Raw genomic sequence first — 12,727 nt, 5'->3', positions numbered from 1 at the left:
TATATTTTTTGAGGGTGGTTTTATTGTTGTAGTGTGCTGAAGTACACATCTTCTAATCCTGGATTGATACGTTCGAATCCAGCTTCAGGTCTTTCGTCAGATAACACATGAAGTTGTGTTTTTCCTGAAAATAAACGAGTAGAAATAACCTGAAATGCAGATTGATAACTCTTCAGGTCTTGTTTTTCAATAATCTTATACCAAACCTTGTCTTCTAGTTGTTCAGTTAATTTAGTAGGGATTCCTTGAGTAATGATTTTTCCCTTATTCATAATAGCCATATTAGTACACAGATCTTTTACATCTTCTACAATATGTGTTGATAAAATAACAATGATATGCTCTCCTATTTCGCTCAATAAATTCAAGAAACGATTGCGTTCCTCAGGATCCAACCCTGCCGTTGGTTCATCTACAATGATTAATCGGGGATTTCCTAATAAAGCTTGCGCAATACCAAATCGCTGACGCATTCCTCCTGAAAAAGTATGTACTGCTTTTTTACGATCTTGATATAGATTAGTTTGTTGTAATAAAGAATCTACTTGTTCATTACGTTCTTTTTTGTTCAGGATTCCTTTGAGTATAGCAAGGTGATCCAATAGTTTTTGTGCAGAAATCTTTGGGTATACTCCAAATTCTTGTGGTAGATATCCCAGTTGACTTCTCAATTTTTGAGGGTGTTTCAGAATGTCAATACCATTGAATGTAATATTTCCTGAGCTTGGTTCTTGCAATGTGGCTATGGTACGCATTAAAGAAGATTTTCCTGCCCCATTAGGACCTAATAATCCAAATAGACCGTTTTTGATAGTCAATGAAATGGTATCTAATGCGTTTACACCATTGGCATATGTCTTTGATATATCGTTTATCTGTAGTGTGTTCATAAAAATTAGTTTTGATTCTGATACGAACATAAAATGAGTTAGAAAAGAAATCCAATAATTTGTATAGACACTGTTTATGTTGAATGGAAGCCTCAAAAAAGAGTATGAATCTCATTCATTACAAAAAATAACGTATTCGTGGTAATTTTAAAGGCATCGGTTCATATAACTATGGAGATATGTATAGGTTTGTTACTTTTGGATTTATGATTTCATTTTTAAGAAAATATAGAGCGATTCTATATGGATTTAGTATACTTTTTGTGTTAATAAAAGCGCTAGAGTATATTGACTTTATTAGGATAGATCCAGAGGAGATCTTGGTAAATATAATAGGGTTTATATTTTGGGGTCTTGTGATTTCTTTAATTACAAATGCGATGCTTTTTCATAGAAAAGAGAAGGTTTTTTATTGGATGGTGGCGAGTTGGGTGATTTCTCTATTAGGCTTTATATTTGGGAAGCCACTGGAGTATAGAGTAGTAGCTGTTAGCTGTGTTTTTCTGTTTTTTATTACGAGTAGTTATATTCTATGGTCTTGGTATATGCAAAGGTATAAGAAAAGAAATGCAGTTTCATTTCTAAAGGAGCGTACTTTTTTTTTGATAAAGCTAATACTACTTTCAATAGTGTTTATCATTATGTTTACGATCGATCATTATATGAATGTACCTGATAACCCTATTACTTTTATACTACTCACTCTATTTTGGTTAGGTGTATTTTATATTTTGGCACCAAAGTTTTTTCAGAGATATAGGCTCTTGATTATAGGCCTTTATACCTTGTTGTTCACTTTTTTCTTTTTATTCATAGCTTTTTTTCGGTATAGAACACATGAAGAAAACATGGATATATTTTTATTGTTTTTATTTCCCTTACCATTGTTTGTATTATTATGGATCTATGATCAATGGAAATGGTTTCAAAACTTAAAGGCAGATAAAGCCAAAGCCGAGTTGGCACTATTAAAACAGCAAGTCAATCCGCATTTTTTTTTCAATACATTGAATAATCTATATGGGTTGGCAAAACGAAAATCTGATCTAGCTCCAGAGCTTATTTTAAAGCTATCGGATATTATGCGTTATGTTATCTATAAAGGAAAAGAAACGGAAGTGCATCTGGAAGAGGAGATCGAATACTTAGAAAATTATATCGAACTTCAGCAAATAAGACATCATCAAGAAGTTGATATTCAATTTGTTAAGCAGGTACAGCAAAAAGACATTATGATTCCTCCATTGCTATTCATCATTTTATTAGAAAATGCTTTTAAGCATGGTGTAGACTCCTTGATGCATAACGCTTTTGTACATATCAATCTCGAAGTTAAGGATGGTAAAATTATATTTGAGGTTATCAATAATTATGATGTATCTTCCGTAAACGAACTAAAAGGAATAGGATTAGAAAACCTGAGAAAACGACTTGAGATTATATATGATACTTCCTATTCATTAAATTTTATAACAGAAGGAGATGTTTATAAAGCTCAATTAACCATTACTATCTAATTATGAATTATATCATCGTTGATGATGAACCTATAGCCCACGACATAATCGAGGATTATGCAGCTTCGCTAAGCGATTTAAGTTTAGTTGCTAACTGTTATAACGCGATCGATGCGTTAGCATTTTTACAAAAGAATCAGGTAGATTTAATCTTTCTGGATATCGAAATGCCAAAATTAAAAGGGTTGGATTTTTTACGGACACTTACTAATCCACCATTAATAGTCATTACATCTGCCTATTCAGAGTTTGCAGTAGAAAGTTATGAATTAGAAGTTTGTGATTACTTGTTAAAACCATTTTCGTTTGAGCGGTTTCTAAAAGCATATACCAAGGTAATTAAAGTAAAAGAACAATCTCCACAAAAAAGCAAAACGGTTGCTGAAGCTACCAATACCAGTATTTTTCTTAAGGGAGATAAGGAAACACACCATATTCAATTAGACCAAATTAAGTATTTAGAAAGTTACGGGAGCTATGTGAAATTGTATTTGCAAACAGAAATGCTATTAATTCATGAATCCATATCTCATTTTGAAACTGTATTACCTGCCGAATTGTTTATAAGAGTGCATCGTTCTTTTATGGTTAGCGTAATAGCAATAAAAAGTATTGTTGGTAATCAAATCAAACTCACAGATGTTACTATTCCCATTGGTCAATCTTATAAGGGGATCATTAAGAGTAGGCTTTTTTAAGAAATATGTACGATAGCGGATATTAATAACTGTTTAGACAAGTTTTCTTCTCTAGAAAAGAAAATGCAGTTGTATACTATTCTGTAGTAGAAACATTAATTCTCTTTTTATTTCCAATCCCAATAGATAAGATGCCAGGCTATCTGGTCAGCTTCATAAATCACTAGTGTTTTAAAACCGATAGCATAATGTGCGTTTAAAGAACGTACATTGTTTGCAGCTACTTCTGTGATAAGGAGATCGTATTTTCCCTGTAATTCTAGCTTCATTTTTCGGTATAAACCTCTAAATATTCCTTGACCACGATAGTCTTTATCAATGCATACTTGACCCATAACGATATACATTTTATCTTGATCTAATGAACTCTCTATTTGCCTAAACATCGGTTTAAGTACAGGAATATCATTCCCGAAATCCGAAGTCATACATAATGTATAGCCAATAACAATATCTTGATCTTTAGCAATGATATGGGGTTCTTGGTTATTCATGCTCATTAAGAGATCAAAATCATGTTCTACTGTAACAAAACCTTCTTTTTCTTTTTCACTTTCAGAGATTGAAGCAGCTAGGTTTTTTTGTTGAAGTAGAAGGATCTGTTCCAACTCTTTATGAGATGTGACTGTGGTATATTTTAGATGTTGAATAGCCATCTTTTTAACTTTAAGATTTAGATATAAAGATAGGATTATACACCTATCTTTGCCGAAAATATTTTTATGTCAAATCAGTTTCTTAATTTAGGAGTTGCTGCTCCTTTGCAAAAGAGTTTAGCGGACCTAAACTTTTCTACTCCTACAGATATTCAAGAAAAATCAATTCCTATTTTATTACAAAAGAAAGATGATTTTGTCGGATTAGCAAAGACTGGAACTGGAAAAACTGCAGCTTTTGGATTGCCTTTACTGCAGTTGATTGATTTGGATACTCCAAAAATACAGGCAGTAATCCTTGCTCCTACAAGAGAATTAGGGCAACAGATTTATGATAACTTACTGTCTTTTTCTACATATTTACCCACTATTTCGATAGCTTCAATATGTGGAGGAATTCCTATTAAACCACAGATAGAACGTTTGTCAAATACTACTCATATTGTGGTTGCAACTCCAGGACGTTTAATTGATTTAATAAAACGAGATAAGATCGATATAAAAAGTGCGGATTACTTAATTCTTGATGAGGCTGATGAAATGATTAGTTCTCTAAAAGAAGGGTTAGATGAAATCGTTGCGGTGCTGCCAAAGAAAAGAAGAACGATTTTGTTCACCGCTACAATGCCAGGAACTATAAAGCAATTGATCCAGAATTATATGTCTAAACATGTAATTCAGGTTAGTGCAGATATGGATACTGTGGGACATCAAGGAATTGATCATCAGTATGTGGTTGTAGAGCCGATAGAGAAATTAGAAGTTCTAATGCATTTTCTTAGCGCTAGAGAAGGTGAACGAGGTATTATTTTTTGTAAAACAAAAGCAGCGGTTAATAAATTAGCAAAAAATCTGGCCATCAATAAATTCTCTTCTGGGGCACTTCACGGAAGTTTATCACAACCTATACGTGATAGAATAATGGGGCAATTTAGAGAAGGTCATATACATATCCTTGTTGCCACAGATTTAGCTGCCAGAGGAATTGATGTAAAAGAAATATCGTATGTAGTTAATTATCATTTACCAGATGTTTATGAGACCTATGTGCATCGTAGCGGAAGGACAGCAAGAGCTGGAGCTAAAGGGTTATCGTTAACCGTATTACAAAAAGAAGAAACTGAAGATTTAAAAGAGTTCACAGAAGAATTAGGAATCACTTTTAAGGAATTTAAAAAAGCAGATGCTCAGAGTATAGAAGAAAATAATGGACTTTTATGGGCTAAGAAAATATTTAAAACAAAGCCTAATCATGATCTGTCAGCTGAGTTTAAAGAAAAAATTAAAACTGTTTTTCATCACCTCACAAAAGAAGAATTGATTGAGAAAATATTAGCCAGCTATATTATAGAAAATACAGATACTAAGGTTTCTAAAACAGAAATTCCTAAAAAGAAAAAGAGATAACCCTCTTTTTTAGATATCTCATTGAGACTTATAAGAATATAAAGGTCTTTATAAGGAAAAACGGCTATTTTAAAATTAAAACACGTAGTTTCGCGCCTGATTTAGAAAAACCCTGTTTATGAAGCGTGTTAATGAATACAAGAAGTTGTTTTCTGTTGAAAAAGAAATAGACCTTAAAACATTAAAAACTACCTATAGAAATTTAGTAAAGGAATGGCATCCGGATAAATTTCTTGAGGGAAACCCGATGAAAGAGGAAGCTGAAGAAAAAAGCAGACAGATCATTGATGGGTATCATTTTTTGGTAAGTATTGCACCAGAAACAAAGGCAGCTAATCAAGAAGCATATAATCGAACTATATCTGAATCAGGTATAGCAGATTTCCAACATAAAGGATTGTTGTTAGAAATTTCATTTTTAGATGGTACCACTTATGAATACTTTGGTGTTCCTAAAAACATCTATGTAAAACTGATTAACTCTGATAGACAATTTAGATTTGCAAAAAGAAGCATTTTTAACTCTTACCTATATAGGAAATCAAAGAAAGATTTGGAAATGGCTTAACAAATAAGAATAGAACAAAAAAACTGTAATTGTAACTAGATTATCTTCTGTAACAATTACAGTTTTTTGTTTACTGTTTTTAGAATGTCAATACCAGTTTCATTGTATTATAAGGTTATTAATTTTTAATAAGGATGAGGGATACTTGATAGTTTGGCGATATTTTTTAAGGTAAAGAATATCATTTTCCAATCATTTATGTTGCCAAAAGAAAAATCTCTCTGATACATAGTATGAGTATTCTCTTTCTTAATTATACCAATATCTACAATTTTTAACGTGTTATTTTCAAAAACCAAAGCTTGAGAAGATGTTTCAATAGCATTTATATCATATACTTTTCCATCATAAAGAGGCTCAATCTTAGGAACATTTGTATGCCCAACTATGATATGAGATGCATCATAAGTTTTAAGAATAGTGTTCATCTCTTGTGGAGTTGTTTTCTTGACTTCGTCATTTTGTCTTATATAACCTCTGTATTTAGTGACCCCTGTTTTTCCTAAAATAGCTTCTTTCATATTATCGTCAACCGATTTATTTGCCCAGTAATCCCACATAGCTTGATTAAGTTGTTGTAAGCTAAAGTTTTTGGAAGCAGTATCAGAACTTATTCCTCCGTGGGTAATGATTATATCGCCAATTTTAATGACAACTGGTCGAGTTCTTAACCATTTTCCTAAATAAGTTTTATCAGAAAAAGCATCTTTAAAAGACATCATTTGTTGTATTGCGTAAAGGTTAACCGGATCTACTCGGCTAAAATTCCCTCTTAGTATATATTGCTCGTGATTACCAATAATATAATGAATCATACCACCAGCCTTTCTTGCTTGCTCTGATAGTTCGACTATTTTCCATAGAACACTGCTAACTTCATTACCACGGTCCACCATATCTCCAGCAATGACTAAGTGATTTTTATTAAAATTCCAATTTCCATCAAAATCAATAATATTTAGATTCTTCAAAATACAATCCATATACTCGTAATCTCCATGAATATCACTAATAAAAGCAATTTTATTTGGGACATTACTGATTTCAATAGTAGGTTTGCTGATTTTTGGTAAGATGAAATCAAGTTGTTTATCGCCTTTATTTATACTGAAACCTTTGATGGTACTATTATGATTTTTATGGTATACTTTACCATTATAAAACCAGTCTACTAAAATTTCTTGGTTATTATCATAAGTAACAATCGGTCCTTCAAGGAAGTCTTTAGTAAAACTTGTGGAATCAGCAGCACCAGATAAGTTGATATTTACGTCTATAAATTTTGATTTGATAGGAACTTGAAGTAAGGTGTATATTCCGTTTTCAGATAAAGTAACTGTGCTTTGATTGAGTTTATAAATGATAAGAGTAAGTAGGATGAGCAATATTACTAAGATTGGATATAAAACAAATACACGGATTTTTTTTAATTTTTTCATAATGATAACTTTTAAAATAAGACAAGGGAATAGCCGGTCGAAACTTTTTGTAAGCTCAACAGATTGAAGTTGATAATTAGAATCTAGGAGGTTCTATAAAACCCTATTTGTAGAAACAATTTTAAACAAAGTAATTATTGAATTGAAAAGAAGTGATTGATTTTTAATGATAGTTATAGATGGATTAAGGTTGGTATTCTAAAATATCAGAGGGTTGACATTCTAATGATTCACAAATTGCTTCTAGCGTAGAGAATCGTATGGCTTTTGCTTTTCCTGATTTAAGAATTGAGAGGTTTGCAGTGGTGATGCCTATTTTTTCTGCCAAGTCTTTACTCTTCATTTTTCGCTTAGCGAGCATAACATCAAGGTTTATGATTATTGGCATAATTATATTGTTAATTCGTTTTCTTCTTGTAATGTAAATCCTAATTTGAATATGGTAGCGATAAATGCTGCAAAAACACCTAAACCAACGTGTAATAGTCCAGGAATTATGTCGTCAAGCGTGATTCCGTTATTAATTAGAATTCCTGCTACTGCATAAGCTATTGGTAAAATTAGATTTAATATGGTAAACCATCTCAGGTATTTTATAGCTTCTTCTGTAAAAAGTTTTTCAGCACTAAACGTTTTAAAAATTAAAGATAGTACAAAGAAAAAGGAAGTATAAAACACTAAGAAACAAGAGATACCAATAAATGTAATTGGATTATAATCACCTTTGATAATAGAATTTGTAAAAGGAATGTGTATCTGAAGATCATTTGCTTCTGTGATGACAAAATTATTCATTATTAAGGAGATGATAATGAATAACAGAAAAATTCCATATCCAATCATAATTAATCGAGTACTGTGAAATAATACAGTCGATAATGATTTTTTTCCAAACATTTTTAGTTTCATAATCTATATTGTTAATTCGTTTTCTTCTTTTAATAACTGATTGACTTTTAGTATTTCCGAAAATAAAGTGAAGAGTAAACCACATGATAAAATGAAAAGACTTCCTAAAAGATTCATACCTAAAATAAGATGTTCTTTAATAAAAGCATAGTCTTCCAATAAACGAAAACCCATCAGACTAGTAGCTATAGCTCCTGTAATTATTAATGTCTTTCCAATAGTTTTGAAATCTTTTATAATGAAACTCGATTCACGTTCTTTGCTTTTTGACCATTTGTCTATAGTCTTACTTAGTTTGTAAGCCGAAAATAGAATTCCAATTACTATTACAATAGAAATGACCCAAAGAAGTTTAACTACCACATAGACCCCTATAGAGATATCTACATTTAGAATTTCTCGGAAATCTTTAAAAATAGAAATAGGACTTTTGTATAAGTTGAAGATAGCGGTAATAGCAATTAAGTAAAATATTCCTAATAATGAGATGGTAATAGTTTGTATTTTTTTCATATTTATTATCGTTTTACGATAACAAATATACAAAAATTATTGAAAAACAATAATTTATTATCAAAAAAGAATATTTAGTTGTTGTTTTTCAGGTTCTATAATGACCAGTAAAGAGTATACAGTAGTATCATTTTATTGTATTTTTACAGCATGAATGGTTTTCCAAAAAAACTTCAAAAAAAACTAGAGAATAGAAAAGAAAATAATGCATTACGGAAACTTCCGGAGCAAAATGATTTGATAGATTTTTCATCAAATGATTATATAGGTTTTTCCTCGTCCAAAGGAATTTTTGATAATGCTCATAAGATATTAATAGAGAAAAAAATTCATAAAACAGGAGCTACAGGTTCTCGATTATTATCTGGAAATCATCAATTATATTCCAATACAGAAGAGATATTAGCAAATTTTCATAATGCAGAATCGGCATTGATATTTAATTCTGGATACGATGCTAATGTTGGTCTTTTTTCATCAGTACCACAAAGAGGTGATATCATTTTTTATGATGAATTTATCCATGCGTCCATTCGTGATGGAATAACAATGAGTAATGCTAAATCCTATAAGTTTGCTCATAATAATATAGAAGACCTTCGCCGTAACATAGAACGTACTCGAAAAGTAAACGGTGATAATGCAGAAACCTATATAGTTACCGAGTCGGTATTCTCTATGGATGGAGATGTGCCAGATTTAAAGGGGTTTGCTAAATTTTGTAATGAGAATAATTATCACCTCATTGTAGATGAAGCACATGCAACGGGAGTATTTGGTGCCAAAGGTGTTGGCCTTCTTCAGGAGTTAGGATTGGAGAATCAAGTATTTGCAAGAGTAAACACATTCGGAAAAGGGTTAGGTTGTCATGGAGCAGTAATTCTAGGATCTACAGCATTAAAAAGTTACCTAGTGAACTTTGCTCGAAGCTTTATTTATACCACTGGATTACCACCACATTCTTTAGCAGCTATCCAATCTGCCTATAAAGAATTGGAATTTACAGTAGAAATTGATGAACTTCATAAAAACATTCATTTTTTTAAGCAAAAACTAGAAGCTGTCAATCTGAAATCTCTATTTATAGATAGTAGTTCTGCAATACATTGTTGTATAATCCCTGGTAATGAAAAGGTGAAAAAAATAGCTCAAAATCTTCAGGAAAATGGTTTTGATGTAAAACCAATTCTTTCTCCTACCGTTTCTGAAGGTAAAGAACGATTGCGTTTTTGTTTACATTCATATAATACAAAAGAAGAAATTGCAGAAGTGTTAGAGTTGTTAGCTACCTTTGTTCAAAATTAAAAACAGACACTATCATGTCGAACGGAATTGAGACAAATTCAAAAAAAATATTTATTACAGGTATCGGAACAGATGTAGGTAAAACGATTGTATCTGCAATAGTAGTAGAAGCATTAGAAGCGGACTATTTTAAACCTGTTCAAGCGGGAGATCTAACATATTCCGATACAGATAAAGTAAAGGAGTTAGTGTCTAATACTACATCAAAATTTCATCCAAACAGCTATGCTCTGCAAACTCCAATGAGTCCACATGCAGCTGCAGAAATTGATGGAATTACAATAGATGTAAAAACAGTGGAATTACCAAGAACCAAGAACAGCATTGTGATTGAAGGTGCTGGCGGATTATTGGTGCCTCTCAATGAAAAAAATACGATTTTTGATCTTATAGATTCTGATTATAAGGTGATTGTTGTTTCTAGGCATTATTTGGGTAGTATTAATCATACGTTAATGACGGTGCAATTGTTGAAAGATAAAGGCTTCGATCCGGTTATTGTTTTTAGTGGAGATGAACATGTAACTACTGAGGATATTATAAAAAAAATGACAGGAGTTAAAGTTATTGGTAGAATTGATAATGAACCTTATTTTGATACGATGGTGGTTAAAGAATATGCAGCATTATTTAGAGATACATTAGAAGTCTTATGAGTCTAAAAGAAAGAGATAAAAAACATATTTGGCATCCACTTACGCAACATAAATTACATCCGGATGCATTGCCAATAGTTAAAGCGGAAGGAGCTTTGTTGTATGACGATGAGGGAAAAGAATATATTGATGGAATAGCTTCATGGTATACAGCGATGTATGGACATTGTAATCCTTATATTATTGAAAAGGTTAATGAACAAATGCGTACACTGGATCAAATTGTGTTTGCGGGATTTACTCATGAACCAGCAGTACGACTTTCTGAAGAATTGATCAAAATATTACCGAATAATCAAGAAAAGATATTCTTCTCTGATAATGGTTCTACAGCAAATGAGGTAGGAATTAAAATGGCATTACAATACCATTTTAATAGAGGTGAAAAAAGGAATACAATCATTGCTTTTAATGATGGTTTCCATGGAGATACTTTTGGAGCAATGTCTGCATCAGGATTATCTGTGTATAATGGTCCTTTTGAAGATTTTTTTATCGATGTACAACGAATTCCAACTCCGAATAAGGAGAATTTTGAAGAAGTTATAAAGGAATTGTCAGAAATCATTTCTACGTATAATGTAGCAGCATTTATTTATGAACCATTGGTTCAAGGAGCTAATGTGATGCATATGTTTGAGGCAGAATATTTAAATGAAATTCTTCAAATCTGTACCGCTAATCATATCATCACTATTGCAGATGAGGTAATGACGGGTTTTGGTAAGACCGGGAAAAATTTTGCGTCAGAATATATAGAAAACAAACCAGATATTATTTCAATGTCTAAAGCATTAACGGCTGGTTTTGTTCCAATGGCGATTACAAGTTGTACACAAGAAATATATGATGCATTTTTAGATGATTCTGTTGGTAAAGCCTTTTTCCATGCACATACCTATTCTGCTAATCCAATAGCCTGTTCTGTGGCAATTGCGGGAATAGAACTTTTAGCTTCTGAAGAAATTCAGAAAAATATTGAAACTATTATTAAATCGCATAAAGAGTTTGATTCTAAAATAAAGAAACATCCAAAAATAAAAACTACACGACAACAAGGAGTTATTTATGCTTTAGATCTCAATATAGAAATGGATCGTTATGGTAAAAAAAGGTATGAGATCTTTAATCACTTCATGGAACATGGGGTTTGTCTTCGTCCTTTGGGTAAAACCATCTATATATTGCCACCTTACGTGATAACGAAGGATCAATTGAATAAAATTTATGACGCAATCTTGGTACTTCTATCTTCTTTATAAACAAAAAGTTATGAGATAATTTAAAAATACAGGGAATTATAAGGTAACAAATGTGGTGTTTTTGATACTATTAAGAATAGACTAGGTCTATTATCAAGTTAATAATATCAATAAAACCCAATTTAATTTACAATGAAAAAACTTTTATTTTTATCCGTGATTACCATTTTTGCAAGCTGTGACAGTGATTCTGTAACAGACGAGTTTAATAATTCAAATGGAGATACCGCTAAAAAGCTTATCGAAAAGATTGAGTATGACTCAGCTCAGATTGATGAAGAAGACTATGACTTTATAGTTGAATATGATGCAAATAATAGAGTTACGAGTGTTTCTAATGGTGTAGATACGGGTGTTTTAGTATACAGCAATGATGATTTATCTACTGTTAGTGGTGGAGAGGAACCTTTTAGCATTAGCGAGCTTTACCAAGATCCTTACGATGCTTTTGAATCTGGTGATGTTTTAGAGTATGATCAAAGCGGAAACCCAATTTCTATTAGAGTGTTTGAAGAGGATTATGTGTATGATCCAACTACCGGAACTGGAGAAGAGGTGATTGAAGAGTATATAGCTACAATAACATATGATGCTACACCAAACCCATATTTTTACACATTTGAAGCAGCTGGTTTGATCGAAGTGTTAGATAGAGTTCAATTAAACTTTAGTATGATGCCACAAAGCCCTGAAATTGTTAGAGCACGTGCTTTATTTCCTTTAAACAATATCAAGTCTATTGTTTATAAAGATGAAGATGGTGAAACAGTAGGACAAGTAGCAATTGATTATGTATATGATGCGGATAACTACCCATCTTCTGCTACAATGACTGTTACAGCAGACGGTGAGCCAACATCAATATTCAGAGCAGATTATAACTATAAGCAATAATAGTCTGGTAGTT

Annotated in this window: 14 protein-coding genes; 8 read left to right on the top strand and 6 right to left on the bottom strand. The window is 31.8% G+C overall.

Annotation, left to right across the window (positions count from 1 at the left end; all coding sequences use genetic code 11):
* Positions 1 to 20: 20 nt before the first annotated feature.
* Positions 21 to 890, bottom strand: a complete 870-nt coding sequence (locus Q0975_RS08315) for an ABC transporter ATP-binding protein (protein ID WP_299435223.1) — start codon at positions 888 to 890, stop codon at positions 21 to 23.
* Positions 891 to 1,096: 206 nt separating this feature from the next.
* Between Q0975_RS08315 and Q0975_RS08310 the strand changes: the two genes are divergently transcribed.
* Both Q0975_RS08310 and Q0975_RS08305 read left to right on the top strand, forming a co-directional pair.
* A complete protein-coding gene (locus tag Q0975_RS08310) occupies positions 1,097 to 2,407 on the top strand; it encodes a histidine kinase (protein WP_299435222.1) in 1,311 nt (436 codons plus the stop codon).
* Positions 2,408 to 2,409: 2 nt separating this feature from the next.
* A complete protein-coding gene (locus tag Q0975_RS08305; protein WP_299435220.1) occupies positions 2,410 to 3,105 on the top strand; it encodes a LytTR family DNA-binding domain-containing protein in 696 nt (231 codons plus the stop codon).
* 107 nt (positions 3,106 to 3,212) lie between these two features.
* Here Q0975_RS08305 and Q0975_RS08300 read toward each other — a convergent pair whose 3' ends face one another.
* Positions 3,213 to 3,761: a GNAT family N-acetyltransferase gene (locus Q0975_RS08300; protein ID WP_299435219.1), complete on the bottom strand. Its 549-nt coding sequence runs from the start codon at positions 3,759 to 3,761 to the stop codon at positions 3,213 to 3,215.
* 66 nt (positions 3,762 to 3,827) lie between these two features.
* Here Q0975_RS08300 and Q0975_RS08295 point away from each other — a divergent pair, with 66 nt between their 5' ends.
* Together Q0975_RS08295 and Q0975_RS08290 are read left to right on the top strand one after the other, a co-directional pair.
* A complete protein-coding gene (locus Q0975_RS08295; protein ID WP_299435217.1) occupies positions 3,828 to 5,168 on the top strand; it encodes a DEAD/DEAH box helicase in 1,341 nt (446 codons plus the stop codon).
* A gap of 118 nt (positions 5,169 to 5,286) precedes the next feature.
* On the top strand, positions 5,287 to 5,736 hold the full coding sequence (locus Q0975_RS08290; protein ID WP_299435215.1) for a KTSC domain-containing protein: 450 nt from the start codon (positions 5,287 to 5,289) through the stop codon (positions 5,734 to 5,736).
* Between the two features lie 125 nt (positions 5,737 to 5,861).
* On the opposite strand, the gene Q0975_RS08285 is transcribed toward Q0975_RS08290, so the two are convergent.
* The 4 genes from Q0975_RS08285 to Q0975_RS08270 form a co-directional block, all read right to left on the bottom strand.
* Positions 5,862 to 7,175 (bottom strand): metallophosphoesterase, encoded by a 1,314-nt coding sequence (locus Q0975_RS08285; RefSeq protein ID WP_299435214.1) that lies wholly within the window; start codon positions 7,173 to 7,175, stop codon positions 5,862 to 5,864.
* 184 nt (positions 7,176 to 7,359) lie between these two features.
* The gene (locus Q0975_RS08280) at positions 7,360 to 7,563 is read right to left on the bottom strand and encodes a helix-turn-helix transcriptional regulator (protein WP_299435212.1); all 204 of its coding nucleotides are present in this window, start codon (positions 7,561 to 7,563) and stop codon (positions 7,360 to 7,362) included.
* A 2-nt stretch (positions 7,564 to 7,565) separates the two neighbouring features.
* The gene (locus Q0975_RS08275) at positions 7,566 to 8,084 is read right to left on the bottom strand and encodes a DUF2975 domain-containing protein (RefSeq protein ID WP_299435210.1); all 519 of its coding nucleotides are present in this window, start codon (positions 8,082 to 8,084) and stop codon (positions 7,566 to 7,568) included.
* Positions 8,085 to 8,087: 3 nt separating this feature from the next.
* On the bottom strand, positions 8,088 to 8,597 hold the full coding sequence (locus tag Q0975_RS08270; RefSeq protein WP_299435208.1) for a hypothetical protein: 510 nt from the start codon (positions 8,595 to 8,597) through the stop codon (positions 8,088 to 8,090).
* Positions 8,598 to 8,747: 150 nt separating this feature from the next.
* Here Q0975_RS08270 and Q0975_RS08265 point away from each other — a divergent pair, with 150 nt between their 5' ends.
* The 4 genes from Q0975_RS08265 to Q0975_RS08250 all read left to right on the top strand — a co-directional run bounded on the left by Q0975_RS08265 (position 8,748) and on the right by Q0975_RS08250 (position 12,714).
* Positions 8,748 to 9,902: a pyridoxal phosphate-dependent aminotransferase family protein gene (locus tag Q0975_RS08265; RefSeq protein ID WP_299435207.1), complete on the top strand. Its 1,155-nt coding sequence runs from the start codon at positions 8,748 to 8,750 to the stop codon at positions 9,900 to 9,902.
* A 14-nt stretch (positions 9,903 to 9,916) separates the two neighbouring features.
* Positions 9,917 to 10,558, top strand: a complete 642-nt coding sequence (gene bioD / locus Q0975_RS08260) for a dethiobiotin synthase (protein ID WP_299435205.1) — start codon at positions 9,917 to 9,919, stop codon at positions 10,556 to 10,558.
* Positions 10,555 to 11,820 carry an adenosylmethionine--8-amino-7-oxononanoate transaminase gene (gene bioA, locus Q0975_RS08255; protein WP_299435204.1) on the top strand — a complete coding sequence of 422 codons (1,266 nt, stop codon included), beginning with the start codon at positions 10,555 to 10,557 and terminating at the stop codon, positions 11,818 to 11,820. Before bioD ends, bioA begins: the two co-directional genes overlap by 4 nt.
* A gap of 132 nt (positions 11,821 to 11,952) precedes the next feature.
* On the top strand, positions 11,953 to 12,714 hold the full coding sequence (locus tag Q0975_RS08250; protein WP_299435203.1) for a hypothetical protein: 762 nt from the start codon (positions 11,953 to 11,955) through the stop codon (positions 12,712 to 12,714).
* Positions 12,715 to 12,727 lie beyond the last annotated feature (13 nt).

The organism is uncultured Aquimarina sp., from assembly GCF_947500065.1.
Classification (GTDB): Bacteria; Bacteroidota; Bacteroidia; order Flavobacteriales; family Flavobacteriaceae; genus Aquimarina.
This window is presented reverse-complemented; position numbering and strand designations above follow the sequence as displayed.

Coding starts and splice junctions, on each gene's coding strand:
- Q0975_RS08305 (WP_299435220.1), top strand. CDS start 2,410: ATGAATTATATCATCGTTGATGATGAACCTATAGCCCACGACATAATC.
- Q0975_RS08285 (WP_299435214.1), bottom strand. CDS start 7,175: ATGAAAAAATTAAAAAAAATCCGTGTATTTGTTTTATATCCAATCTTA.
- Q0975_RS08265 (WP_299435207.1), top strand. CDS start 8,748: ATGAATGGTTTTCCAAAAAAACTTCAAAAAAAACTAGAGAATAGAAAA.
- Q0975_RS08300 (WP_299435219.1), bottom strand. CDS start 3,761: ATGGCTATTCAACATCTAAAATATACCACAGTCACATCTCATAAAGAG.
- Q0975_RS08250 (WP_299435203.1), top strand. CDS start 11,953: ATGAAAAAACTTTTATTTTTATCCGTGATTACCATTTTTGCAAGCTGT.
- bioD (WP_299435205.1), top strand. CDS start 9,917: ATGTCGAACGGAATTGAGACAAATTCAAAAAAAATATTTATTACAGGT.
- Q0975_RS08275 (WP_299435210.1), bottom strand. CDS start 8,084: ATGAAACTAAAAATGTTTGGAAAAAAATCATTATCGACTGTATTATTT.
- Q0975_RS08310 (WP_299435222.1), top strand. CDS start 1,097: ATGATTTCATTTTTAAGAAAATATAGAGCGATTCTATATGGATTTAGT.
- Q0975_RS08295 (WP_299435217.1), top strand. CDS start 3,828: ATGTCAAATCAGTTTCTTAATTTAGGAGTTGCTGCTCCTTTGCAAAAG.
- Q0975_RS08315 (WP_299435223.1), bottom strand. CDS start 890: ATGAACACACTACAGATAAACGATATATCAAAGACATATGCCAATGGT.
- Q0975_RS08280 (WP_299435212.1), bottom strand. CDS start 7,563: ATGCCAATAATCATAAACCTTGATGTTATGCTCGCTAAGCGAAAAATG.
- Q0975_RS08290 (WP_299435215.1), top strand. CDS start 5,287: ATGAAGCGTGTTAATGAATACAAGAAGTTGTTTTCTGTTGAAAAAGAA.
- bioA (WP_299435204.1), top strand. CDS start 10,555: ATGAGTCTAAAAGAAAGAGATAAAAAACATATTTGGCATCCACTTACG.
- Q0975_RS08270 (WP_299435208.1), bottom strand. CDS start 8,597: ATGAAAAAAATACAAACTATTACCATCTCATTATTAGGAATATTTTAC.